Source organism: Methylobacterium sp. 10 (assembly GCF_000519085.1).
GTDB lineage: Bacteria > Pseudomonadota > Alphaproteobacteria > Rhizobiales > Beijerinckiaceae > Methylobacterium.
This window is the reverse complement of the sequence record NZ_KI912577.1, coordinates 4097460-4119248: the sequence shown is the minus strand read 5'-3', so window position 1 is coordinate 4119248 and position 21789 is coordinate 4097460. Positions and strand designations below refer to the sequence as shown.

Genomic DNA, 21789 nt, shown 5'->3' with positions numbered 1-21789 from the left:
GACGGCACGAAGCGGAGTGATGTTGATGACCAAGGGCACGATGAACCGTCGCCATGCGCTCAAGCTCGGTTTGGCAGGGGCGGGCGGCGCGGTGGCGATGCCGTTCTTCGCCCGGAGCGGATTGGCGGCGGAGCCGATCAAGCTCGGCAGCCTCCTCGACGGGACGGGGGCGCTGGGCCTCGAAGGCAAGCGGATGATCGAGACCACCGAATACACGGTGGAACTGCTCAACAAGGCCGGCGGATTGCTCGGACGGCCGATCAAGCTGATCGCCTACGACACCCAGTCCAACATGCAGCTCTACACGCAATACGCCCAGACCCTCGCCCTGAAGGACAAGGTCGACGTCATCCAGGGCGGCATCACCTCGGCCTCCCGCGAGGCGATCCGGCCCATCTTCGGCCGCTCCAAGACCCTCTACTTCTACAACACCCAGTACGAGGGCGGCGTCTGCGACCGCAACGTCTTCTGCACCGGCTCGACCCCGGCCCAGACCGTCAACCACATCGTCGACTACGCCCTCAAGAACTGGGGCAAGAAAGCCTACATCGTCGCCGCGGACTACAATTACGGCCACATCACCGCGAGCTGGATGACGAAGTTCATGAAGGATGGCGGCGGCTCCGTGGCCGGCACCGACTTCTTCCCCCTCGACGTCACGAACTTCTCCTCCGCCATCAGCCGCATCCAGCAGGCCCAGCCCGAGATCGTCCTCTCGGCCCTCGTCGGCGCCAACCATTCGGGCTTCTACCGGCAGTGGGACGCCGCCGGCATGAAGGGGAAGATCCCCATGGGTGCCACGGTGTTCGGCCTCGGCGACGAGCTGACCACCATGGACACCTCCACCACCAACGGCATCCTCACCTGCTACGGCTGGTACAACGACCTCGACACCCCCGCGAGCAAGGCCTTCGTCGCCGGCATGCAGGCCAAGTTCGGCGCCGACGTCACCGATCTCAGCGAGCTCGACACCGCCACCTACGAGGGCATCATGTTCTGGGCGGAGGCGGTGAAGAAGGCCGGCTCGATCGAGCGCGACGCCGTCATCGCGGCGCTGGAGAGCGGTATCAGCATCGACTCGCCAACGGGCAAGGTGACGATGGATCCGGGCACCCACCACACCATCCGCAACACCTACCTCGCCCGGCCCAAGGACCGGAAATGGGAGCAGCTGGCGACCTTCCCGGATTCGTTCCCGGCCGATACCGGCGGCGCCTGCGACCTCGTCAAGAACCCGCGCATGAACAAGCAGTTCACGCCCGACCTGAAGGGCTGAGGCGCCTCTCCATGGATCTCGCGGGGCTCCTGACCTTCAACGTCCTCACCGGTATCGCCACCCTGGTGCTGATCACCCTCGGTCTGGGGGTGATCTACGGCATGATGCGCATCATCAACCTGGCGCACGGCGAGTTCATGATGCTCGGCGCCTACACCGCCGTGATGGCGAACGGCGCCGGGGTGAACATCTGGGTCGCCATGCTCGTCCTGCCGCCCCTGGTGGTGGGGGCGGTGGGGCTGATCCTCGAACGCACCGTCATCCGCTTCCTCTACGGGCGGATGATGGACACGATGCTGGCGACCTGGGGCATCAGCCTCGGGCTGATCGGCCTCATCACCACGCTCTACGGCAACGTCGTGCGCGGGGTCTCGACCCCGGTCGGGAGCTTCGAGATCGGCCGCTACGGCGCCAGTCTCTACAGCCTCGTCATCGTCGCCACGGCTCTCGCCGCGCTCACGGGCATGTTCCTCCTGCTGCGCATGACGAAGTTCGGGCTGATCCTGCGCGCCACCATGCAGAACCCGCGCATGGCCGCCGCCATGGGCGTCTCGCCCGACCGCATCTACATGGCGACCTTCGGTCTCGGCGCGGCTCTGGCCGGCCTCGCCGGCGGCGTGCTCGCCCCGATCTCCGGCGTCTCCCCCTCCATGGGCGCGGCCTACATCTCCCGCGCCTTCATCACCGTGCTCGGCGGCGGGCCGGCCATCGTCACCGGGACCGGCCTCGCCTCGTCGGTGTTCGGCGTCATCAACGAACTGGTCTCGTTCAGGACCACGCCCGTGATCGGCGACGTCGCCCTCCTCGTCGCAGCCATCCTGCTGATCCGCGTGCTGCCGCAGGGCATCACCGGCCGCTACCTGAGGCGCAGCCTATGAACCCCGTCGCCCGTCGCTCCGCCATGGGGTTCCTCGTCACGCTCGGCGTCATGCTCACCATCCTGTTCGGGGCGCCGCACGCCCTCGACACGTTCGGCCTCGTCCAGGCCACGGGCTTTGCGGCTCTGGCCATGTTCGCCCTGAGCCAGGGCTTCATCTGGGGCTATGGCGGGGTGATGTCCTTCGGGCAGGCCGCCTTCCTCGGGCTCGGCGGCTACGCCTACGCCGTCTCCGTCATCAACATGGGCGACAGCACGCTGCCGATCCTCATCGCCATCCTGGTGCCGACCCTGTTCGCGGGGCTGCTCGGCTATTTCATGTTCTACGGCCGGATCTCGGACGCCTATATCGGCGTCATCACGCTGACCGTTTCGGTGATCCTGTTCCAGCTCGTGAACACCACCTCCGGCAGCCAGTACCGGATCGGCGAGGCGGAACTCGGCGGCTTCAACGGCATCCCGGCGATCCCGGCGCTGAACAAGCTCGGGGATGCGGGCAACCCGCTGGACAATGACGGCATCTGGTACGCCGCCATGGGAGCGCTGATCCTGGTCTACGCCACCTTGCGCTGGGTGCTGGCCAGCCGCTTCGGCCGCGTCGTGGTGGCGATCCGCGAGAACGAGACCAGGGCCCAGCTGATCGGCTACGACCCGCGCCTCTACAAGCTCCTCGCCTTCATGATCTCGGGCGCCGTCGCCGGCCTCGCGGGCTGCCTCTACGCCAATTGGGGCGGCTTCATCAGCCCCACCGTGTTCGGCCTGTCGATGTCGGCGCAGGTGATCATCTTCGTGCTCGTCGGCGGCCTCGGCACCCTCGTCGGCCCGATGCTCGGCGCGGTGCTGATCCAGTGGCTCATCATCGAGGCCGGCTCGCAGAACGTCGTCGATTCCAATCTCGGCCTCGGCATCGTGCTGGTCGCCTTCGTCCTGCTGATCCCGCAGGGGCTCCTGCCCGTCGTGAGGACCCTGCTGATGCGGATCCCCGACTTCGTGGCGAAAGCACGCCCGGCCCGGGACGGGGTGTCCGATCCCGTCCGGGACGCACGGCCCGCGGAGGTCCGCCCATGACCGCGACGATGACCGCGACGATGACCGCGACGCATCCGGCAGCCACCGCGAAGGCTCCGCTTCGCCCCCTCGTCGAGGCCAAGGGCGTCACCATGCGCTTCGGCGGGGTGACGGCGGTGGGCAATGTCGACTTCACCCTCGGCGAGGTGGAGCTGCGCTGCCTCATCGGCCCCAACGGCGCGGGCAAGAGCACCTTCTTCAAGATGCTCACCGGGCAGTTGACCCCCACCGAAGGCGTTATCCGCTTCCGCGACACGGACATCACCGGGGCGGAGCCGCACCGGATCGCGAGGCTCGGGGTCGGCATCAAGACCCAGGTGCCCAACGTCTTCAACGGCCTGTCGGTGCGCGAGAACGTGTTCGTGGCGGCCGGGCGGCGCAAGTCCATCGCCCGGACGCGTTCCATCGTCGACGAGACCCTGACCCGGCTCCAGCTCACGACCATCGCCGAGCGCAATGTCGGCCAGCTCGCCCACGGCCAGCGCCAATGGGTCGAGATCGCCACCGTCCTCGCCCAGGAACCGGAACTCATCCTTCTCGACGAGCCCGCCGCCGGCATGACCCATGAAGAGGTCCACCGCACCGCCGAGCTCATCCGCGAGATCAACCGCACCCATGCCCTCATCGTGGTGGAGCACGACATGCCCTTCATCCGGATGATCGCCAGGAAAGTCACCGTCTTCAACCAGGGCCGCATCCTGATGGAGGACAGCGTGGAGCGCGTGCTGGCCGACCAGCGCGTCCGCGACGTCTATCTCGGCAAGCAGGCCGCATGAGCCGCCCGATGATTGCGATAGACCCCATCCCGCTCTCCACCTGCCCGAACGCCGTGGCGACGGCGGCACGGCCCACGCTCCTCGCCGTCGAGGGGCTGCATTCCGGCTACGGCCGCATCCCGATCCTCGGCGGCGTCTCGCTCACCGTGGGGGAGGGCGAGTTCGTGGGCATCCTCGGCCATAACGGCATGGGCAAGACGACCCTGCTGCGGACCCTGATGGGCTACCTGCCCGTCACCGCCGGCCGCATCCGCCTCGGGGACGAGGACATCGCCCGGCGCTCGCCCACGGCGCGGGCGCGGCTCGGCATGGGTTTCGTGCCCCAGGGACGGGAGATCTTCGCGACCTTGAGCGTGCGCGAGAACCTGCGCATGGGCTGCCTCCTCTCCGACAGGGACGAGGACGAGACCATCGCGGATAGCCTCAGTGTCTTCCCCCGGTTGAAGGCCTATCTCGACCGGCCGGGCGGGGCGCTCTCGGGGGGCGAGCAGCAATTGCTGGCGCTGGCCCGCTGTCTCTGCGGCAATCCCCGCATCCTCCTCCTCGACGAGCCGACGGAGGGGATCCAGCCCTCGATCATCGAGGAGATCATCGAGACGCTGCAGGCCATCGGCCGGGCGCGCGGCCTGACGATCCTCCTCGTGGAGCAGAACCTCACCTTCATCGCCGGTCTCTCGGAGCGGGTACTGATCCTGCAGAAGGGCGTCGTCACCCGCGAGATCCCGCCCGAGATCGCCCGCGACCGGGCGATGATCGAGGAATTCGTCGGCATGGAATGAGGCCGCCGGCCCCATCCCGTCCCACACGCCATTTTCCCTTCCCACCAAGGAGACGTCCCGCGATGGCCGCCGCCCCGACCCCCATCCCCGACCTCGACATCGTCGAGATGACCCTGGCCGACGTGGCCGACGCCTTCGCCAGCGGCGTCACCTCGGAGGCGCTGACCCTGGCCTTCCTCGACCGGATCGCCGCCTACAACCCGCATTACAACGCCATCATCGTGATGAACCCGCAGGCGCTGGACGATGCCCGCGCCATCGACGCGCGTCGCGGCGCCGGCGAGGCGCTGGGACCGCTGGCCGGTGTCCCCGTGGTCATCAAGGACCCGATGGACATGGCCGGTCTGCCGACCACCGCGGGCTGGCGCTTCCTCAGCGCCAAGGCCGGCGGCGTCGACCTGATCCCCGAGACCGACTCGCCCGTCGTGGCGCGGATGCGGGCGGCCGGCTGCGTCATGCTCGGCAAGACCAACGTCCCCGTCCTCAGCGCCACCGGCAGCCACGCCAACGACAGCTGGGCCGGACCGACCCTGAATTCGGCGGCGCCCGATTGCCTGCCCGGCGGCAGCAGCGCCGGAACGGCCACGGCGGTGGGCGCCAGCCTCGCGGTGCTCGGCCTTGCCGAGGAGACCGGTGGCTCGATCCAGAACCCGGCCTCGGCGCAGGGGCTCGTCGGCATCAAGCCGACCTTCGCCCTCGTCCCCAATGCCGGCGTCGTGCCCCTGGCCGGCAGTACCCGCGACGTGGTCGGACCCATCGCCCGCTGTGTGCGCGACGCGGCCCTGACTCTCGACGTGCTGGCCGGCTACACCGCCGCCGATCCGAAGACCGTGGCGGGCATCGGCAAGCGGCCCAAGGGCGGCTACACCTCGAAGCTCGATAGGAACGGGCTCCAGGGCAAGCGCCTCGGCCTGTTCGGACCCGGCTGGCGCGACCTGCCGCTCTCGCCGGAGGCGACGGAGCTCTATGGGCGGGCACAAAGCGAGATCACCGCCTGCGGCGCCACGCTCGTCGCCGATCCCTTCGCCGGCACGGGCTTCGCAGCACTCGCCGAGCCCACCGACGGCCTGAACTATTTCGATGCCCGCGGCATGGAATCCGTTCCCTACGACCTGCATCTCTACCTGCAGCGGCTCGGATCGAGCGCGGCGCTCCGGAGCGTCGCGGCCTTCGCCGAGGCGACCGCCGACGAGGATGCGTTCGGCCCCGAGGGCGTGCTGCGCTACCTGCACCAGTATCCGGCCTTCGAGGCGATCCTGGCCGACCCGACGCGACCGCCCGACCTGTCGGACTTCCTCGCCCTCAGAGAGGCTTACCTCGACATCTTCAACCGGGTCATGGACGAGAACGGGCTCGACGGGCTGGTCTTCCCGCAGATGCGCGATGAACTGCCGCCCCTGCATGGCGGCCTCGCCATCAACGAGACCACGGTCTGCGAGATCAACATCGCCGGCCTTCCGGGCGTGACGCTGCCGGCCGGAGCCTATGCGAGCGGCTCGCCGTTCAACCTGATCTTCGTGGGCCGGATGTGGAGCGAGGCCGAGCTCCTGGGCTACGCCTACGCCTTCGAGGCGGCCACCGGCTACCGCAAGGCGCCGAGCCTGGTGAGGCCAAGCTGAGGACGGACGAAGCCACGACTCGAAGCCCTCCTCCTCCTTGTGGGGAGGAGTTGGAGGTGGGGTGGTTGCGCGACCCTCCGCCGGTCACGAGGGAGCACCCGCCAAGATCAGCCGCCCGCGCAAGATGTCCACCGCGGAGGCTGGCGGAGCCACCCCCTCCTCACAAGCTACTGGCTTAACGCATCTACTTGACGGCTATTTTTCTCGCCGAAGACATCGATATGAGGCGCGACGGGCTCCCTCTCCTTCCAGGAGAGGGGACCCGCGGTGTCCGCGAAATGGGTGAATAGTGTAGCCCCGAGGGGGTGGGGCAACCCCCTCAGCCGAGGGTGACGCCGTCCGCCGTGGCGATCGTCCCGCCCTCGACCACCTCGAGATAGATCCCGAGGTCCACATGCCCGAAATGTTGCTTGATGGCCTTGGGCAGGTTGGCGTCCCGCTCGGCGGTCTTCGGGTTGACGTTGACCGCGCCGCAGCGCGGCGTGCGGGCGAGGCCGCGCAGGCGCACCGGGCCGATGCTTACCTCGCGCCCCACCCAATCGAGTTCCTGCCACGGCTCCAGCCCGTCGAGATGGATGTTGGCGCGGAAGCGCAGGGGATCGAGCTCCCGCCCCGTCGCCTCCGAGAGCGCCCGCACCGAGGCGAGGTTCACCACCGAGATCGCGCGCATCATCACCGGCGACAGCACGCTGGCATCGGTGAACTTGTGGTTCTCGGCCCGCACGAGGCGGGGCCGCCCGCGCGTCTCCTCGCCGAGATAATCGGCGAAGAACGCCTCCGTCGCGGCCCGCCCGACCTCCGTGGACAGGTCGGCGGCGAACAGCTCCTTCCCGTCACGGCAGATCGTCAGGCGATGGCTACCGGGGTCGAGTCGCGTCGAAAGGGCCGCCAGCGCCGTGTTGTTGCGCAGCATCAGGAAGAAGCCCTTGTCCAGGGGCTCCGGCTTCTCCGGATCGAACCGGGTCGTGCCCAGCGCCAGGGCGTATTCCCGGTCATGGGCGAGGCCGTCTTGCGGAGTGACGCTCATGCGCATCAGCGCCTCGGCCGACAGACCCTTGATCGGATAGCGGTAGAGAGCGTCGACGGCGGGCATGGCGGATTCCTGGAGAGGGTGCCCCCCTCGATGCCGGGAGACGGCGCGATCCGCCATACGCTGTTTTGCGCAAGGGATCGGACCCGTATCGGCGAGGCGCCGGAGACGAAAGAAGCCGGCTCCGCGCGAACGGAACCGGCTGTCGGACGATGTCGGAGCCGAAGCCCCTCCGGGTGCTTCAGCCCGGCGCGAGGCCGAGCAGGGTGCCGAGGGGGACGACGAGGGTGAAGCCGCCGTAGAACCCGTCCTTGGCGCGGCGGGCCGTGTAGGGGTTGTAGAAGGAATTCGGGTTGACGACGTACTGGACCACCGGCTCGAGGACGACGCCCGCGCCGAGATCGAAATGGGCGTTGACCTCGAACACGAACTTGTCCCGCGAATAGGGCTCGCCGGTGCCGCCGGAGATGAAGTTCGCATCCGACAGGAAGTCGGCATAGTTCTGGTTCAGCCGCTGCCAGTTGGCCTTGATGCCGTAGGTGTCGTTGGGCCGGCCCTGGTCGGGCGCCGACAGCAGCAGGCCGGCGAAGGAGTTGAAGCGGATCGGGATCGTCGGGTCGAAGGCGTAGCCGGTGCCGGTATAGGCCGAGATCGCGGTGGGATGCGGGTTGCTCGCATCGGCCCCGCCATCGGCCCGCCACAGGGTCTGCGTGCCGGTGAGGACGACGCCCGAGGTGCCGGATTTCTGCAACGACGGGGTGCCCGGGTTGAGGCCCTTCGAGGTGCCGGCAATGGTCTTGAAGTTATCGTCGTGGTCGGCGGTGTTGTAGAAGCCGGTGAGCGAGACGCGACCGGGATAGGCCTCCATCGTGTAGTCGGTCTTGCGCCCGATCTCGGTCATCACGACGGCGCCGGACAGGCGCTCGTAGCCGAAATCATAGCCCGACAGGACGTTGGTGTTGGGGTTCACGCTGAAGGCGCCGGCCTGGATGTACGTGGTCGGCGAGAGCTTGTAGGCGATGTTGGCGCCCCAGACGCCGAAGAGCGGCGAGGTGAAGCCGGCATTGAAGTAGAACATGTCCTGGAAGCAGGAATTGATCGAGTTGCACGGCGGCAGGCCGTAATAGCGGTCGGGATGCGTGCGGCCGACCTCGACCACGAGGCGGTCGTCGAGGAGCTTCTGCTGGTAGGTCAGCAGCGAGAGGCGGGTGCTGTTGGGCGTGTAGGGCGGCTGGTAGCCCACCGTGGTGTCGCCGATGTCACCGGCCATGTTCAGGTTGCGCACGAGGCCGAAGAAGGTCTGGGTGAAGTTGATCGAGCCGCCGGCGATGCCGGCAAGCTTCTGCATGTCGGCCGTCATGCTGAGCACGAAATAGGCGGCGTTCGATTGTTCGCCGGTGCGCAGGCCGGCGCTCGGGTTGGCCTGGTAGAAGTCGTAGATGTTGACGTCGAAGGTCAGTCCCCGCGCCGCCATATCGGTGGCCCAGGGCGCGAGGGGGCCGGTGCGGACGGGATCGGCGGGTTTCGAGGCGATGTCGCGATCGGTGCGCGGCTGCGTCTGGGCGTTGAGTTCGCCGACGGGCGAGGCGGTCTGAGCCTCGGCGGACAGCATGCCCGCGGCGAGGAACGTACCGCCCAGCAGAACCGGAAGCCCGGTGCGGCGAGCCCGGCGCGCGAAGGCGGCGCTTCCGGATCTTTCTGTCGCGTCTGTCGGCATCGTCGAACGTCCCCATTCTGCTGTTCCCCGCGCCTCTCGATCTCGGGCTCGTCGAAGGAGCCGAGGCGCAGGGAATTGTGAGATTGGGAGGGATCAGCAAGGCCAATGCCACAGCGAAAGGCGGAACTCATAAAAGTTCCATTTCTCACCCGAATTCTTTGGATGACACCGCCAGATTGTGTTTTTGACGCTAAATCCTTGAGGTTCAATCAGAAGAAGCAGACCCGCCAAACCTGCCGCGGCGAGCCTGCCGGTGCCGGAGGGACAGGAGGGGCACCGAAACGGGCATGCGTGGTCCCACAGATGGCAGAAGGCAGAAAATTCAGGCAAATAAGCATAAATCCCACAATTCGGTCAGAATCAGATTGACAGCCGGCCTGCGCCGGGGACCTTTTCGTCGATGTCCGGCCGTCACGTTTCCTCATGGAAAGCGACATCGGCATCCCTCGTCATCTGGGCTCAGGCAGCGTGATTCTGGCGGCATGATCAATCGGACAGGACAGGCCGGCGCGTTGGATCTGCCCGATCCTGCCCATCCGGCTCCCGTGCGGCTCTCTATCGCCGGAGGGTTCGGGAAACCGCCATCGATGGCGGCTTACCCTGGCACGAGCGACGCGATTGCAATCTCCGTGGGAAACACTGTGAGGGACACGTGTTTTCCTGCGGCCTCGGCTCACCAAAATCGCTACGCTCCGGCGGATTGGGGAGACGCCGACGCCGATGCTGACCGACCACCGCTATCAGGAGATCCTGTCCCGTCTGAACGGGACGGGACGGGTCGGCGTCTCCGACGTGGCCGCTTATCTGCGGGTCTCCGAGGAGACCATCCGGCGCGACCTCAAGGTGCTGGAGGAGCGCGGCGTCCTGCGGCGTATCCACGGGGGCGCGGTGCCGCCCCGCCTGGATCAGGACCGGCCGCTCCAGGAGCGGGGCAAGACCAACCCGCGCGAGAAGGCGAAGGTGGCCGCCAATGCCGAGGTGCTCATCCGCGACGGGATGTCGATCTTCGTCGATACCGGCACCACGACCCTCGCCTTCGCCCGGCGCCTCAGCGGCCGCAACCTCACGGTGACGACGAATTCCATCGACGTGGCGCTCCATCTCGGCAGCGGCCCCGCGCGGGTGAACCTGACGCCGGGAATGCTGCGGGCGCGGGACAACGCCCTCGTCGGCTACGAGACGGTCGCCTACGCGCAGCGCTTCTATTTCGACCTCGCCTTCATGGGCATCGCGGCCTGCGATCTCACCCATGGCTGGATGGATTACGAGGAGCACGAATCCGCCCTGCGGAAGGTGCTCCGGGGCCAGGCGCGCCAGAGCGTGCTTCTGGCCGATTCCCGCAAGTTCGGGCGTCAGGCGAACCTCTGCACCTTCGGACTCTCGGAACGGCTCACCCTCGTCACCGACCGGCCGCCGCCGCAGCCGTTCCTGGATCATTTCACGCAGCATGACATCGACCTCATCAGTTCCTGACACGGCAGCGGCAGCCCGCGCGTTCCACGCGCTCTTTGCCGGCATCTCCGCCTGCGGGGCGACGCCGGGCGGCGGCATCACCCGGCTTTGCGCCTCGGCCGAGGACGGGCAGGCCCGTCGCCTCTTCGCCGAGGCCGCCCGGGAGGCCGGCGCCGAGATCCTCGTCGACGAGGTCGGCAACCAGTTCGCCATGTTCCGCCTCGCAAACGGTCCCGGCGCGCCCCTGGTGATGATGGGCTCCCATCTCGACAGCCAGCCGAAGGCCGGCCGCTTCGACGGGACCTACGGTGTGGTCGCGGCCGCCGGCATCGGCGCCGCCCTGATGCGGGCGAGGCGGGCGGGCGAGACCTTCGGGGCGGATTTCTGCGCGGTGAACTGGACCGGCGAGGAGGGCGCGCGCTTCCGGCCGAGCCTCCTCGGCAGCGGCGCCTATGCCGGGGCGCGCCGGGTCGAGGAAGCGCTCTCCTCCCGCGACGATGCCGGCATCACCCTGCGCGAGGCCCTGGGCGGGATCGGGTTCCTCGGGACGGACCGGCCGCCGCCGCTCCCGTCCTGCTACCTCGAACTCCATGTGGAGCAGGGGCTCGTCCTGGAGAGGGCGAAGGCGAGCATCGGCATCGTCACCCGCAACTGGGGAGCGGCGAAGATCGACGTGGTCTTCACCGGCGAGCAGGCCCATACCGGCCCGACCCCGATGCCGCGCCGGCGCGACGCGCTGCTCGCCGCCGCCTATCTCATCGCCGAGGTGAGGGAGATCGCCGAGCGCTGGCCCGGCCGCTTCCATTCCTCCGTCGGCCGCCTCCTGGTGGAGCCGAATTCCCCCAACGTGGTGCCTGCGCGGGTGGAGCTCAGCGTGGAATTGCGCTCGGCCGACAATGCCCTCCTCACCGATGCGAGTCTCATGGCGGAGGCGGCGATCACGGAGGCGGCGGAGCGCGCCGGCGTCTCGGCGGCGATCACCGGCCGGACCCTGCGGCCGATCCGCAGCCTGCCGGAGGCCGTGTGCGATCTCGTCTCGACCTGCGCCGAAGAGGCGTCCCTGCGATCGCTGCGCATGGATACCGTGGCCGGCCACGACGCGATCAGCCTGCTCGGCCTGTGCCCGACCGGCATCGTCTTCGTGCCCAGTGTCGACGGCATCGCGCATAACGAGGCCGAGCTGACGCGGCCGGCCGATCTCGAAGCCGGGCTGGCGGTGGCCTTGCGCGCCGCATGGCGCCTCTGCCGCAGCGGCGGATCTCCGGAACGGGCCTTGCTGGTCAGGCGGCCGAACGAAGGGCTCGGAGGGGAGCGATGATATCCTACGGCGAGGCCGGTACCGCTTTCGACCACCGCGTCGAGGCCGTCATCGCCACGCGGGCCGACTGGGTCCCGCGCCAGCCTCGCTATGGGCTGGCTGCAGCGCCCGTGGCATCCCCGACCCACCGCGCCGTGGCCTCGGATTGCGTCCGGGTCGCGTTCCGCGAGGGCGAGCCGGTCTTCCTCAAGATCCGCCACGCCGACATGGCGGGTGATGTGACGCCCATGGCCGGGCAGGCGGCCCGCAAGGCCGCGCGCCTCGGCATCGCCCCGGAGGTGGTCTTCGAGGCGGACGGGGCGCTCGGCCTCGAAGACCTGCCCGAGCCCTGGCGCTATGCCCGCGTCGGCGACCTTCAGGACGGGACGATCCTGGGCAGGGTGCTGGACGCCAAGGCGCGCCTCCATGGCGACGGCCTTCTCGGCCATCGCGTCTGCCCCTTCGCACGGATCGAGAGCCTCACCGCCGAAGCCCGTGCCGCCGGCGCGCCGCTTCCCGACGGGACCGACCGCCTCGTGGCGACGATGGCGCTCGTGCGCGAGGCGATCCATGCGTCGGGGATCGACCTCGCCTTCTGCCACAACGACGGCATCGCCTCGAACGTCATGATCGGGGCGGGTGAGGTCCGCCTCGTCGATTTCGACCTCGCCGGCGACAACGACCCCTGGTTCGACGTCGGCGCCCTCCTCAACGAGGCCTGCGCCTTCGAGCCCGAGCGGCGCGAGGCGATGGAGCATTATGCCGGCCGGTTCGACGAGCGCCTCTACAACCGCTGCCGCCTCTACGGCGCCGTCGACGACGTGATGGGTGGGCTCTGGGGCGTCACCCGCGCGGTCACCTCGGCGCGGAGCGGGATCGAGTTCTACAAATACGGAACCTGGCGGCTTCTGCATGCGCGCACGACCATCGGCACGCGGGACTTCGAAAGCTGGCTGCGCCGGCTGTGATACCAGACGACGATGAGGAGAACTCATCGTCGTCCGCCCGCGCGACCGCGCGGCGGCGGACGTCCGCCGAACGCGCTGAGGACGACCATCGGTCGGGATCAGCGCCACTTGGTATGACACCTCAATCCGGAACGGGAGGCACCGAACGGCGATGAGCTGGACAGGCTTGGGCGACGGCATCAGCGAGGGCGAGCGCGCTTTGGAGGGGGTGCTCGCCGGCATCGCCGCCTGGCAGGGCCGGACGATGCGCTACAGGCCGGTGGCAGGCGGAATCAGCAACACCAACTGGCACGTCGCCATCGGGGACGCGCGGGATGTCTTCGTGAAGATGCCCGGTCGCGGCACGGAGATGTTCATCACCCGCGACCATGCCAACGAAGCCAGCCGCCGGGCCCATGCCTGCGGCTACGGCGTCGAGGTGATCGACTACCTGCCCGATGCCGGCGTCGAGATCTTCGCCTTCGTCGAGGGCTATCGTGCCTCCTCGAACCTCGACTTCCTTCGCCCCGCATTGCGCCACAACGCCGTGCGCGCCCTGAAGGCGTTCAACGATTCCACGCCGCTCGGGCTGACGAAGACGATCTTCGAGATGATCGAGGAGCATGTGATCCAGGTGGCGGAGGTGGGCGGCCGGCTTCCCGCCGATCAGGCCCATCTGATGCGCTGCGTCGCCGAGGCGAAGGCGGCCATGACGGCCTCGGGTCTCGATCTCGTGCCGTGCATGAACGATACGCTGGCCGGCAACTTCATGATCGACGCGGCCGACAATGTCCTGCTGGTCGACTTCGAATACGCCTCCAACAACGAGCGCGCCTACGAGCTCGCCCTCTGGTTCGACGAGATGGCGTTCCCCGACAGCATCGAGCGCGAGATGATCGAGGCCTATTTCGGCCGCTGGACCCCCGGGATCGAGGCGCGGGTCGCGGTGCTGAAAGCGCTCGGCGATCTCAAATGGGCGACCTGGGCGATGATCCAGGAGGCCGTCTCCACCCTCGATTTCGACTATTACAAATACGGAACCTGGAAGCACATGCGGGCCCGAACCCTGTTCCACCATCCCGACTGGCCGCTCTGGCTGAAGCGCCTGTGATGAGCATGGACGCAGAGTCGCCCCCCATCGGAGACACGGCGACGAAGGCGGGTTTCCTCGCCTTCGCCCATCGCCTCGCCGATTTCGCCGCGCCGCTCGCCCGGCACTATTTCCGCACCGAACTGCCGGTGGAAGCCAAGGCCGATGCGAGCCCGGTCACCGCCGCCGACCGCGCCATCGAATCCCTGCTGCGCGCCGAGATCCGCAGCGTCTATCCCGAGCACGGCATCCTCGGCGAGGAAGAGGGCGGCGATTTCGAGCGGCCGCTCACCTGGGTCATCGACCCGATCGACGGCACCAAGAGCTTCATCACCGGCATGCCGCTGTTCGGCACGCTCATTGCCCTGGTCTCAGATGGCCGGCCGATCGTCAGTGTCATCGACATGCCGGCACTGGGTGAACGCTGGTGCGGCACCGGCGAGGCCGCATGGTTTGGCGGTCGTCCCGCCCTGACGAGCGACAGGCCGCTGGCCGAGGCCCGCCTGTTCGCCACCTCCCCGGATATCTTCGAGGGAGCGGATGCGGAGGCGTTCGCACGGCTCAGCGGAGCGGTGGGCCTGCGCCGCTTCGGCGGCGATTGCTACGCCTACGGCCTCCTCGCCAGCGGTCATTGCGATCTCGTCGTGGAAGCGGGGCTCCAGGTCTACGACGTGATGGCCCTCGTGCCGGTGGTGGAAGGGGCGGGCGGGGTGATGACCGATTGGGACGGACGGCCCCTGACGCCTACCTTCGACGGACGGGTCGTGGCTGCGGCCAATGCCGGGCTCCACGCCGACGCCCTCCGTTACTTGCGGACCTGATTCCCGCTCCTGTCATCCCTCGACTAAGCTGGTATACCTGATGCCAGATTGACGAGGGGAGATGTCCGATGACCGTTCTGTTCCATCACGCGGCTTCGCTGGAGCACCGCACGCCGCACGGGCATCCCGAGCGGCCGGAACGCATGAAGGCGGTTCGGGAGGCCCTCGCCACGGAGGACTTTTCCGGCCTCGACCGTCGCTCGCCCGAGGTGGCCGCCCTCGAATCGGTGTTTCTCGCCCATCCCGAGGAATGGGTGCGCACCATCCTCCGCTCGGTGCCGAGCGAGGGCCTTGCCCATCTCGATTCGGATACCGTGCTCTCGCCCGGCACCATGGAATGCGTCCTGCGCGGCGTAGGCGCCGCGGTGCAGGGCGTCGACCTCGTGATGACGGGCGCGGCGCGCAACGCGTTCTCGGCCATGCGTCCACCGGGGCATCACGCGGAACGCACCAAGGCAATGGGCTTCTGCGTCTTCAACAACGCGGCGATCGCCGCCCTTCACGCCAGGACGGTCCACGGGGCGGAGCGCGTGGCCATCGTCGATTGGGACGTGCATCACGGCAACGGCACGCAGGATATCGTCTGGTCCGACCCATCGGTGCTGTTCTGCTCGACCCATCAGATGCCCCTCTATCCCGGCAGCGGCGCGGTCTCCGAGGAGGGGGAGCACGGCACGATCGTCAACGCGCCGCTCAAGCCCTTCGCCGACGGCGACGCCTTCAAGGAGGCGATGCGAAGCCGCATCCTCACCCGTCTCGAGGCGTTCAAGCCCGACCTGATCGTCATCTCCGCCGGGTTCGACGCCCATTGGCGCGACCCGCTGGCCAACCTGATGCTGGAGGCCGAGGATTTCGCCTGGGCCACGGCCCAGGTGATGGAGATCGCCGACCGCACCTGTGACGGTCGGATCGTGTCGGTGCTGGAGGGCGGCTACGACCTCAAGGGGCTCGGCGATTCGGTCGCCGCCCACGTGTCGGTGCTCATGGGCGCCTGATCGACGCCGGCTATCGGCACGGCAAAGACTAGGCAAGTCATTCCAGAACGTTGTTCATCCTAGATCAATGTGCCATGTGGTAAACCAATCTCCTCTGTATGAATACATACATTGATTGTCGGAAAACTACGATCTCGTTGGATATGGCAAAGCTGCCGATCGTTCCTAAATAACACTCAGCCCACCTCCTGAGGGGCACCGGCTTTTCGTTACGTAACGCTGCCATGGGGGTTGCGGGACAATGCGAACCGCCCTCTTCTCCGATGGACCGGGGGAGTGATTTCTTCCAGGAGGTGCGAGCCGGGTGGTGCGGAAGGACGTTCTTCCGCGATGCCGACAGACTCGCGGGGATCGCCCAGCGGCCTCGCTGCTGTCGAGGATCAACCTACGTTACCGAATGAACGAATGACGCAACTGAGTGCCACCCGGACGGCCGACCCTGCTCAAGATCCTCGCCGGAATGCCGACGTCTCGGATCTCGGTCCCGATCTGACCGTCTGCGACCGCGAGCCGATCCATATTCCGGGGGCGATCCAGCCGCACGGGCTTCTGCTGGTCGTGGATGCCGACGACCAGAGGGTGGTCGGTGGCGCGGGCGACATCGAGGGAATGCTGGCCGCAGAATGGACCGGCCGGACGCTAACCGAACTCCTCGGGGCGTCCCACGCCGCTCTCCTCCTCGAGGCGCCGCAGGACGAGACCATCGTGATCGGTCGGGTCGAGGGCCTGCGCGCGGCGATGGATGCCACCGCCCGCTTCCAGGACGGCCAATGGCTGATCCAGCTCGAACCGCAATCCGCCCAATGGGCCGATGCCGCCAGTCTGCTCGGTTGGCTCGACCGTGCGGGGAGCGCCCTTGAGCGAGCCGCCGACCTCAAGACGTTGTGTGAGCGGGCGGCGGCGTCGTTCCGCGAGGTCACCGGGTTCGACCGGGTGATGGTCTATCGCTTCCTCGACGACGATGCGGGTGTGGTCATCGCGGAGAGTCGCGTCCCCGAGCTCGGCAGCTTCCTGCACCATCATTTCCCAGCCTCCGACATCCCGAAACAGGCGCGGGCGCTCTACATCCGCAACCGTGTCCGCGTGATCCCCGACGTCGCCTATGCGCCGCAGCCGATCCGGCCGAAGGAGCTGTCCCGGCTCGACCTCAGCGACATCGACTTGCGCAGCGTCTCGCCGATCCACCTTCAATATCTGCGCAACATGGATGTGGCGGCCTCGGCCTCGATCTCCATCGTCAAGGACGGCATCCTGTGGGGGCTCGTGGCCTGCCACCACCGCACGCCCCGCACCCTCGCCTTCGGACAGCGGATGGCCTGCCAGGCTCTCGCGGGGAGCGTCGCGCGCCAGATCAGGTCGCGGGAGGAAGCCGAGAATTACCGCGAGCGGCTCCAGCTGCGTAGCGCCGAGGACGTGGTCTCCGGAAAGGTCCTGGGCGAAGCGCCGCTCTCCGACATCCTCATCGAGACGAGCGAGGATCTGCGCCGCATGCTCGGGGCCGACGGCTTCGCCATCCTGCAGGCGAGGGATCTCCACCATACCGGACGCTGCGCCGAGGAGGCCGACCTGCGCGAGATCGCGTCCTGGGTCCGGACGGTGGGCGGGGCGCAGGCCTTCCACACCCACGCCCTCAGCAAGCGATTCCCGCGCGCGGCCGCCTATCGCGCCCTGGCGAGCGGACTCCTCGCCGTGGTCCTGTCGGGAGAGGAGCCGATCATCCTGATGTGGTTCCGGGCCGAGCAGATCGAGCTCGTGAACTGGGCGGGCAACCCGCACAAGGCCGCCGTCACCGTCGGCGACACCCTGAGCCCCCGCGCCTCTTTCGAGGCTTGGACCGAGGAGGTCCGTGGCCATGCCAAGCCCTGGACCCTGCCCGAGATCGAGGCGGCGCAGCGCATCGTGCGTGAATTGTACGAGGCGCGCCAGACCCGGCGCATCCGCGAGCTCAACCGCGAACTCGCCGCCACCGTGGCGGACAAGGAGAGCCTGCTGGTCCAGAAGGATTACCTCATCAAGGAAGTGAACCACCGCGTCCAGAACAGCCTTCAGCTCGTCTCGGCCTTCCTGTCCCTGCAGGCGAGGGCGGAGGGCAATGCGGATCTCAGCAATTCCCTGGGCGAAGCTCAGCGCCGCCTGTCCGCCGTGGCCCTGGTCCATCGGCGGCTCTACAGCGACGACAATGTCGAGATGATCGATCTCGCGCGCTACCTCGAGGATCTCGTCACGGAGATGAAGTCGTCGATGGGGCCCGAATGGGCGGATCAGTTCAGCACCGATTTCGCCCCGGTGACCATACCCACGGACTCCGCGGTGAGCATCGGCCTGATCCTGACCGAGCTCGTCATCAACGCCAATAAATATGCCTATGCCGGTGCCGTCGGGCCGATCGCCATCAGCCTCGAACAGCACCGCAACCGTTTCCGGCTGATCGTCGCCGATCAGGGCCGGGGCAAGACCGGCACGCGGAGCGGTTTCGGAACGCGGATGCTCAACGCCATGGTCGACCGCCTCGGCGGCAGCATCGAGAACACCAGCAACCAACCCGGTTTGAGGGTGATCATGACAGCCTCGATCGGCGCACCCGAGCCGGCCGGCCTGCCGTGATTCCTGCGGCGCAGACCCCCACCGACCTCGCGCATCCGGCATTGAGCGAACGGCTCCGCGAGGAAACACGCGACAGTCACGAGGATCTGGAACACCGGCTCGACTGGCGGCGGCGGATGGCGACGCGGGAGGGATACCTTGCTCTCCTCACCCGCTGGTGGGGGTTCCATCGGGTCTTCGAGCCCGCCGTCGCCGCAAGCTTCGGGCCTGCCTTCGCGCAGCCGCGCGGCAAGCTGCACCTGCTGGAACGCGACCTCGTCCATTTCGGACTGACGCAGGACATGATCGAGGCGCTGCCGCGCTTTGCGGCGGGCACCGGCTTCCATACCCGCCCCGGCCTTCTCGGCGCGCTCTACGTCACGGAAGGCTCGACCCTTGGCGGCCAAGTCATCGCCCATCACATCCGCCGCAGCCTCGGGGCGGAGATCGCCGCGGGCGGCTGCGCCTATTACGAGGGCTACGGCAAGCGGGACACGGGGGCGATGTGGGCCTCGTTCCGAGCCTTCCTCGACCGATCCGGCAAGGAAGGCGAACCCCGCCACGTGATCGAGGGCGCCCGTTGGACCTTCGACGCCCTCAAGCTCTGGCTCACCACCGGCCTCCCGCCGGATTCCAGCCAGACTGGACCGTCACAGCACTGATCGTCGAGGCGGATCAGGCGGCGTCGATCGCGCGTCCGCCATAGGTCTCGAAAGAGGTCATCACCTTCTCCGTCAGTCCGTCATCGAACGCGACGGTGACGCGGATCTCGCCTTCCAGAGCGGGTTCGCCCTCGGTACCCTCCTTCAGGCGGCCATCCTCGATATCGGCCCGTGCCGCCTCGGTCCCGGCGGTGTTGTCGTCGCCGACGGGAGCGATGGTCACGGCGCTCTGGTCGATCCCGTGTTCCTGGACGATGTGCTCGACTGCGGTCTCGGCATCGCGGCGGCTCTTGAAATCGGCGGACATCGTCTTCGACATGATCACGGGTTCCGGGGGTTGCCTCGAGGCTTTGTGAACCCGCGGCCGTGGGAAAGGTTCAGCGCCGGATCGGAGCCGCCCGCGCCGGACGCCCGATGGCGGAGGTGAAATACGCAGCCGTTAGTTCATCTTGGCCACACTCCGATGGAATCTTGTGTTTCAGGGTCTGTTTCCACCAACAGCACGTCAATTTCCTTGCAAACAAATGTTGTCGATCGCGCAACGTGCGGTTAAGTGCGGCTCATGCCTAAGCTCGAATCTCTCCTGGACCGTCTCAAAGCTCGCCAGCGCGCCCTGATCCTGGAAGCGGCGGAGCATGAAACGATGCCGGCCGACAGCACGTTGCGCCGCATCGCGGAGCTGGAAAATGCGATCGCTGCGGTGGAAGCCGTCCTCGACGAGACGCGGGCGCTTGCCCGCTAGCCAGCCCCGGCCGGCCACATATCCGCGACCTGGGCGCCGGGCGAAACCTCACGCCCTGATGGCGGCTGCATTCATGGCGGGCATCGCGGCATCGACGAGCGGCATGGCTCAAGAGGCTATGGCGCAGGAGGCGCCGGCTGCCGGGGTCGATCTCGATCTCCTCGAACGGCGCTGGCACAAATGCGTGCGGCAGGCCTTCTCCGGGCAACCCGCCGGCTTGGCGACCCATGCCGCGCAGAAGGCGGCCTTGGCCGAGTGCAAATCCCTGGAGAACCAGTACGTCTCGGCGATGCTGGTGGCCCAGGCGGCCGAGGCGGAGGCCCGTCGGCAGGGCAAGCCATCGATCGGCGCGAGGGCGAGGGGCTGGGCCACCTCGCTTCTCTCCTACGTGGTCGAGCCGGTGACCTCCTGGATCGACGCCTGGCGCAAGTGACGTCTCTCGCGCTTCAGGCCACGTCCATCTGCAATCCGGGCACGGCCGAGAGCAGATCGCGCGTGTAGGGATGGTCCGGCCGGCGGAACAGGTCGGCGGTCCGCCGCTGTTCCACGATCTCCCCGCGATGCATCACCGCGATCCGGTCGCAGATCTTGGCCGCGACGCGCAGGTCGTGGGTGATGAACAGCATCGCGAGGTTCAGGCGCTGCTTCAGATCCTCGAGAAGGTCGAGCACCTGGGCCTGGACCGACACGTCGAGGGCCGAGACGGCCTCGTCGGCCACCAGCACGTCGGGCTCCATTGCGAGCGCCCGGGCGATGCCGATGCGCTGGCGCTGGCCGCCGGAGAAGGCGTTGGGATAGCGCTCGGCGGCGCTGGACGACAGGCCCACGAGATCGAGCAGTTCCCGCGCCCGCGCCCTGGCCTCGCGGGCCGGAACGCCATGAGCGATCGGGCCGGCGGTGATGATCTGCTCCACCGTCCGGCGCGGGTTGAGGGAGGCGAAGGGGTCCTGGAAGATCATCTGGATACGCTTGCGCTCGGTGCGGAGCGCCCGCGGCCCCAGCGCCGTGTAATCCAGCGCACCGAGGCGGACGGTGCCCCGGTCGGGGTCGATGAGCCGGATGGCGAGGCGCGCCGTGGTGGATTTGCCCGAGCCCGATTCCCCGACCAGCCCCAGGGTCTCGCCGCGCCGGACGTCGAAGGCCACCTCCTTGACCGCGTGGACGATGCGCGGCGGCCCGAACAGCCCCCGGCGCGAGGTGTAGGTTTTCGTCAGGCCGATGGCCGAGAGGGCGATGGGCGCGCCCTCCCGTGAGTCGCGCTCCGGGGGCACGATGCTGGGCACCGCCGCCAGCAGCGCCTTGGTGTAGGGATGCCGCGGGTTCCTCAGGACCTCGTCGGCGGAGCCCGATTCCACCAGCTTGCCGCGCTGGAGCACCGCCACATGATCGGCGATGTCCGCGACGACGCCGAAATCGTGGGTGATGAACAGGACGCTCATGCCCCGCCGCCGCTGCAAGTCGCGGATGAGCTTCAGGATCTGCGCCTGGGTCGTGACGTCCAGCGCCGTGGTCGGCTCGTCGGCGACGAGGATCGACGGCTCCAGCGCCAATGCCATGGCGATCATCGCGCGCTGGCGCTGGCCACCCGACAGTTGATGCGGATAGGCGCGTACGATCTGGGCCGGATCGGGCAGGCCGACCTCGGTGGCGAGCGCGATGGCCTTGGCCCTTCGCTCGGCCGGCGTCAGGAGCCCGTGCGCCTCGAACATCTCGGCAATCTGGTCGCCGATCCGCATGACCGGGTTGAGCGCCGTCATCGGCTCCTGGAACACCATGGCGATGCGGCGCCCGCGCAAGCTCCGCCAGTCGCGCTCGCCGAGGGTGAGGAGGTCGCGGCCCTCGAAGACGATGCTGCCGGCGACGGGCGTGAGGGCGCGCGGCAGCAGGCCGGTGAGCGCGTAGGCGCTCATGGATTTGCCTGAGCCCGATTCGCCGACGACGCAGAGGATCTTGCCCGGCATCAGGTCGAGGGAGAGGTCCTCCACCGCATGCGGCCGGTCCGCTCCCTTGGGCAGGGCCAAGGTGAGGTTGCGGATGCTGACGACAGGCTGGCTCATG

The 21789-nt window shown here is 68.0% G+C and carries 20 protein-coding genes; 16 read left to right on the top strand and 4 right to left on the bottom strand.

Annotated features, from left to right (window positions below):
* Positions 1-25 precede the first annotated feature (25 nt).
* From K368_RS0119410 to K368_RS0119385, 6 genes are all read left to right on the top strand, one after another.
* Entirely contained in the window at positions 26-1276 is a 1251-nt protein-coding gene (locus tag K368_RS0119410) for an ABC transporter substrate-binding protein (RefSeq protein WP_036267178.1), read from the top strand.
* A gap of 11 nt (positions 1277-1287) precedes the next feature.
* Entirely contained in the window at positions 1288-2154 is an 867-nt protein-coding gene (locus K368_RS0119405; protein WP_027173786.1) for a branched-chain amino acid ABC transporter permease, read from the top strand.
* Positions 2151-3221, top strand: coding sequence for an urea ABC transporter (locus K368_RS0119400; protein WP_027173785.1), 1071 nt, complete (start codon positions 2151-2153; stop codon positions 3219-3221). Before K368_RS0119405 ends, K368_RS0119400 begins: the two co-directional genes overlap by 4 nt.
* A 20-nt stretch (positions 3222-3241) precedes the next feature.
* Positions 3242-3997 (top strand): ATP-binding cassette domain-containing protein, encoded by a 756-nt coding sequence (locus tag K368_RS0119395; RefSeq protein WP_027173784.1) that lies wholly within the window; start codon positions 3242-3244, stop codon positions 3995-3997.
* An 8-nt stretch (positions 3998-4005) separates the two neighbouring features.
* The gene (locus K368_RS0119390) at positions 4006-4776 is read left to right on the top strand and encodes an ABC transporter ATP-binding protein (protein ID WP_245259620.1); all 771 of its coding nucleotides are present in this window, start codon (positions 4006-4008) and stop codon (positions 4774-4776) included.
* Between the two features lie 62 nt (positions 4777-4838).
* Positions 4839-6395, top strand: a complete 1557-nt coding sequence (locus K368_RS0119385) for an amidase (protein WP_027173782.1) — start codon at positions 4839-4841, stop codon at positions 6393-6395.
* 319 nt (positions 6396-6714) lie between these two features.
* Here K368_RS0119385 and K368_RS0119380 read toward each other — a convergent pair whose 3' ends face one another.
* Together K368_RS0119380 and K368_RS0119375 are read right to left on the bottom strand one after the other, a co-directional pair.
* Positions 6715-7488 (bottom strand): MOSC domain-containing protein, encoded by a 774-nt coding sequence (locus K368_RS0119380; RefSeq protein WP_027173781.1) that lies wholly within the window; start codon positions 7486-7488, stop codon positions 6715-6717.
* 178 nt (positions 7489-7666) lie between these two features.
* A complete protein-coding gene (locus K368_RS0119375) occupies positions 7667-9037 on the bottom strand; it encodes a carbohydrate porin (RefSeq protein ID WP_155935377.1) in 1371 nt (456 codons plus the stop codon).
* 825 nt (positions 9038-9862) lie between these two features.
* Here K368_RS0119375 and K368_RS0119370 point away from each other — a divergent pair.
* The 8 genes from K368_RS0119370 (at position 9863) to K368_RS25125 (ending at position 18989) form a co-directional block, all read left to right on the top strand.
* Positions 9863-10615, top strand: a complete 753-nt coding sequence (locus K368_RS0119370) for a DeoR/GlpR family DNA-binding transcription regulator (RefSeq protein ID WP_027173779.1) — start codon at positions 9863-9865, stop codon at positions 10613-10615.
* Positions 10590-11912: a Zn-dependent hydrolase gene (locus K368_RS0119365; RefSeq protein WP_027173778.1), complete on the top strand. Its 1323-nt coding sequence runs from the start codon at positions 10590-10592 to the stop codon at positions 11910-11912. Before K368_RS0119370 ends, K368_RS0119365 begins: the two co-directional genes overlap by 26 nt.
* Positions 11909-12859 (top strand): phosphotransferase, encoded by a 951-nt coding sequence (locus K368_RS0119360; protein ID WP_027173777.1) that lies wholly within the window; start codon positions 11909-11911, stop codon positions 12857-12859. Before K368_RS0119365 ends, K368_RS0119360 begins: the two co-directional genes overlap by 4 nt.
* Positions 12860-13010: 151 nt before the next feature.
* The gene (locus K368_RS0119355) at positions 13011-13949 is read left to right on the top strand and encodes a choline kinase family protein (protein WP_027173776.1); all 939 of its coding nucleotides are present in this window, start codon (positions 13011-13013) and stop codon (positions 13947-13949) included.
* Entirely contained in the window at positions 13949-14749 is an 801-nt protein-coding gene (locus K368_RS0119350; RefSeq protein WP_081739624.1) for an inositol monophosphatase family protein, read from the top strand. Before K368_RS0119355 ends, K368_RS0119350 begins: the two co-directional genes overlap by 1 nt.
* Before the next feature lie 68 nt (positions 14750-14817).
* A complete protein-coding gene (locus K368_RS0119345) occupies positions 14818-15744 on the top strand; it encodes a histone deacetylase family protein (protein ID WP_027173774.1) in 927 nt (308 codons plus the stop codon).
* Positions 15745-16149: 405 nt separating this feature from the next.
* Complete coding sequence (locus K368_RS0119340) at positions 16150-18348, top strand: histidine kinase dimerization/phosphoacceptor domain -containing protein (RefSeq protein WP_027173773.1); 2199 nt, start codon at positions 16150-16152, stop codon at positions 18346-18348.
* Positions 18345-18989 (top strand): biliverdin-producing heme oxygenase, encoded by a 645-nt coding sequence (locus K368_RS25125; protein WP_245259619.1) that lies wholly within the window; start codon positions 18345-18347, stop codon positions 18987-18989. Before K368_RS0119340 ends, K368_RS25125 begins: the two co-directional genes overlap by 4 nt.
* Before the next feature lie 13 nt (positions 18990-19002).
* Here the strand turns inward: K368_RS25125 and K368_RS0119330 are convergent, their stop codons facing one another.
* Positions 19003-19308, bottom strand: a complete 306-nt coding sequence (locus K368_RS0119330) for a hypothetical protein (protein WP_036266514.1) — start codon at positions 19306-19308, stop codon at positions 19003-19005.
* A gap of 243 nt (positions 19309-19551) precedes the next feature.
* On the opposite strand from K368_RS0119330, the gene K368_RS0119325 reads away from it, so the two are divergent.
* Both K368_RS0119325 and K368_RS0119320 read left to right on the top strand, forming a co-directional pair.
* Positions 19552-19731: a hypothetical protein gene (locus tag K368_RS0119325; RefSeq protein WP_018043340.1), complete on the top strand. Its 180-nt coding sequence runs from the start codon at positions 19552-19554 to the stop codon at positions 19729-19731.
* Between the two features lie 58 nt (positions 19732-19789).
* Positions 19790-20164 (top strand): hypothetical protein, encoded by a 375-nt coding sequence (locus K368_RS0119320; RefSeq protein WP_027173770.1) that lies wholly within the window; start codon positions 19790-19792, stop codon positions 20162-20164.
* 13 nt (positions 20165-20177) lie between these two features.
* Here the strand turns inward: K368_RS0119320 and K368_RS0119315 are convergent, their stop codons facing one another.
* On the bottom strand, positions 20178-21788 hold the full coding sequence (locus K368_RS0119315) for an ABC transporter ATP-binding protein (protein ID WP_027173769.1): 1611 nt from the start codon (positions 21786-21788) through the stop codon (positions 20178-20180).
* Position 21789 lies beyond the last annotated feature (1 nt).

Bases quoted from the DNA above. Each gene is read 5' to 3' on its own strand.
- K368_RS0119320 (WP_027173770.1), top strand. From the start codon at position 19,790: ATGGCGGCTGCATTCATGGCGGGCATCGCGGCATCGACGAGCGGCATG.
- K368_RS0119360 (WP_027173777.1), top strand. From the start codon at position 11,909: ATGATATCCTACGGCGAGGCCGGTACCGCTTTCGACCACCGCGTCGAG.
- K368_RS0119365 (WP_027173778.1), top strand. From the start codon at position 10,590: ATGACATCGACCTCATCAGTTCCTGACACGGCAGCGGCAGCCCGCGCG.
- K368_RS0119390 (WP_245259620.1), top strand. From the start codon at position 4,006: ATGATTGCGATAGACCCCATCCCGCTCTCCACCTGCCCGAACGCCGTG.
- K368_RS0119405 (WP_027173786.1), top strand. From the start codon at position 1,288: ATGGATCTCGCGGGGCTCCTGACCTTCAACGTCCTCACCGGTATCGCC.
- K368_RS0119345 (WP_027173774.1), top strand. From the start codon at position 14,818: ATGACCGTTCTGTTCCATCACGCGGCTTCGCTGGAGCACCGCACGCCG.
- K368_RS0119340 (WP_027173773.1), top strand. From the start codon at position 16,150: ATGACGCAACTGAGTGCCACCCGGACGGCCGACCCTGCTCAAGATCCT.
- K368_RS0119350 (WP_081739624.1), top strand. From the start codon at position 13,949: ATGAGCATGGACGCAGAGTCGCCCCCCATCGGAGACACGGCGACGAAG.
- K368_RS0119330 (WP_036266514.1), bottom strand. From the start codon at position 19,308: ATGTCGAAGACGATGTCCGCCGATTTCAAGAGCCGCCGCGATGCCGAG.
- K368_RS0119410 (WP_036267178.1), top strand. From the start codon at position 26: ATGACCAAGGGCACGATGAACCGTCGCCATGCGCTCAAGCTCGGTTTG.
- K368_RS0119315 (WP_027173769.1), bottom strand. From the start codon at position 21,788: ATGAGCCAGCCTGTCGTCAGCATCCGCAACCTCACCTTGGCCCTGCCC.
- K368_RS0119395 (WP_027173784.1), top strand. From the start codon at position 3,242: ATGACCGCGACGCATCCGGCAGCCACCGCGAAGGCTCCGCTTCGCCCC.
- K368_RS0119385 (WP_027173782.1), top strand. From the start codon at position 4,839: ATGGCCGCCGCCCCGACCCCCATCCCCGACCTCGACATCGTCGAGATG.
- K368_RS0119380 (WP_027173781.1), bottom strand. From the start codon at position 7,488: ATGCCCGCCGTCGACGCTCTCTACCGCTATCCGATCAAGGGTCTGTCG.
- K368_RS0119400 (WP_027173785.1), top strand. From the start codon at position 2,151: ATGAACCCCGTCGCCCGTCGCTCCGCCATGGGGTTCCTCGTCACGCTC.
- K368_RS0119355 (WP_027173776.1), top strand. From the start codon at position 13,011: ATGAGCTGGACAGGCTTGGGCGACGGCATCAGCGAGGGCGAGCGCGCT.
- K368_RS0119375 (WP_155935377.1), bottom strand. From the start codon at position 9,037: ATGCTGTCCGCCGAGGCTCAGACCGCCTCGCCCGTCGGCGAACTCAAC.
- K368_RS0119325 (WP_018043340.1), top strand. From the start codon at position 19,552: ATGCCTAAGCTCGAATCTCTCCTGGACCGTCTCAAAGCTCGCCAGCGC.
- K368_RS0119370 (WP_027173779.1), top strand. From the start codon at position 9,863: ATGCTGACCGACCACCGCTATCAGGAGATCCTGTCCCGTCTGAACGGG.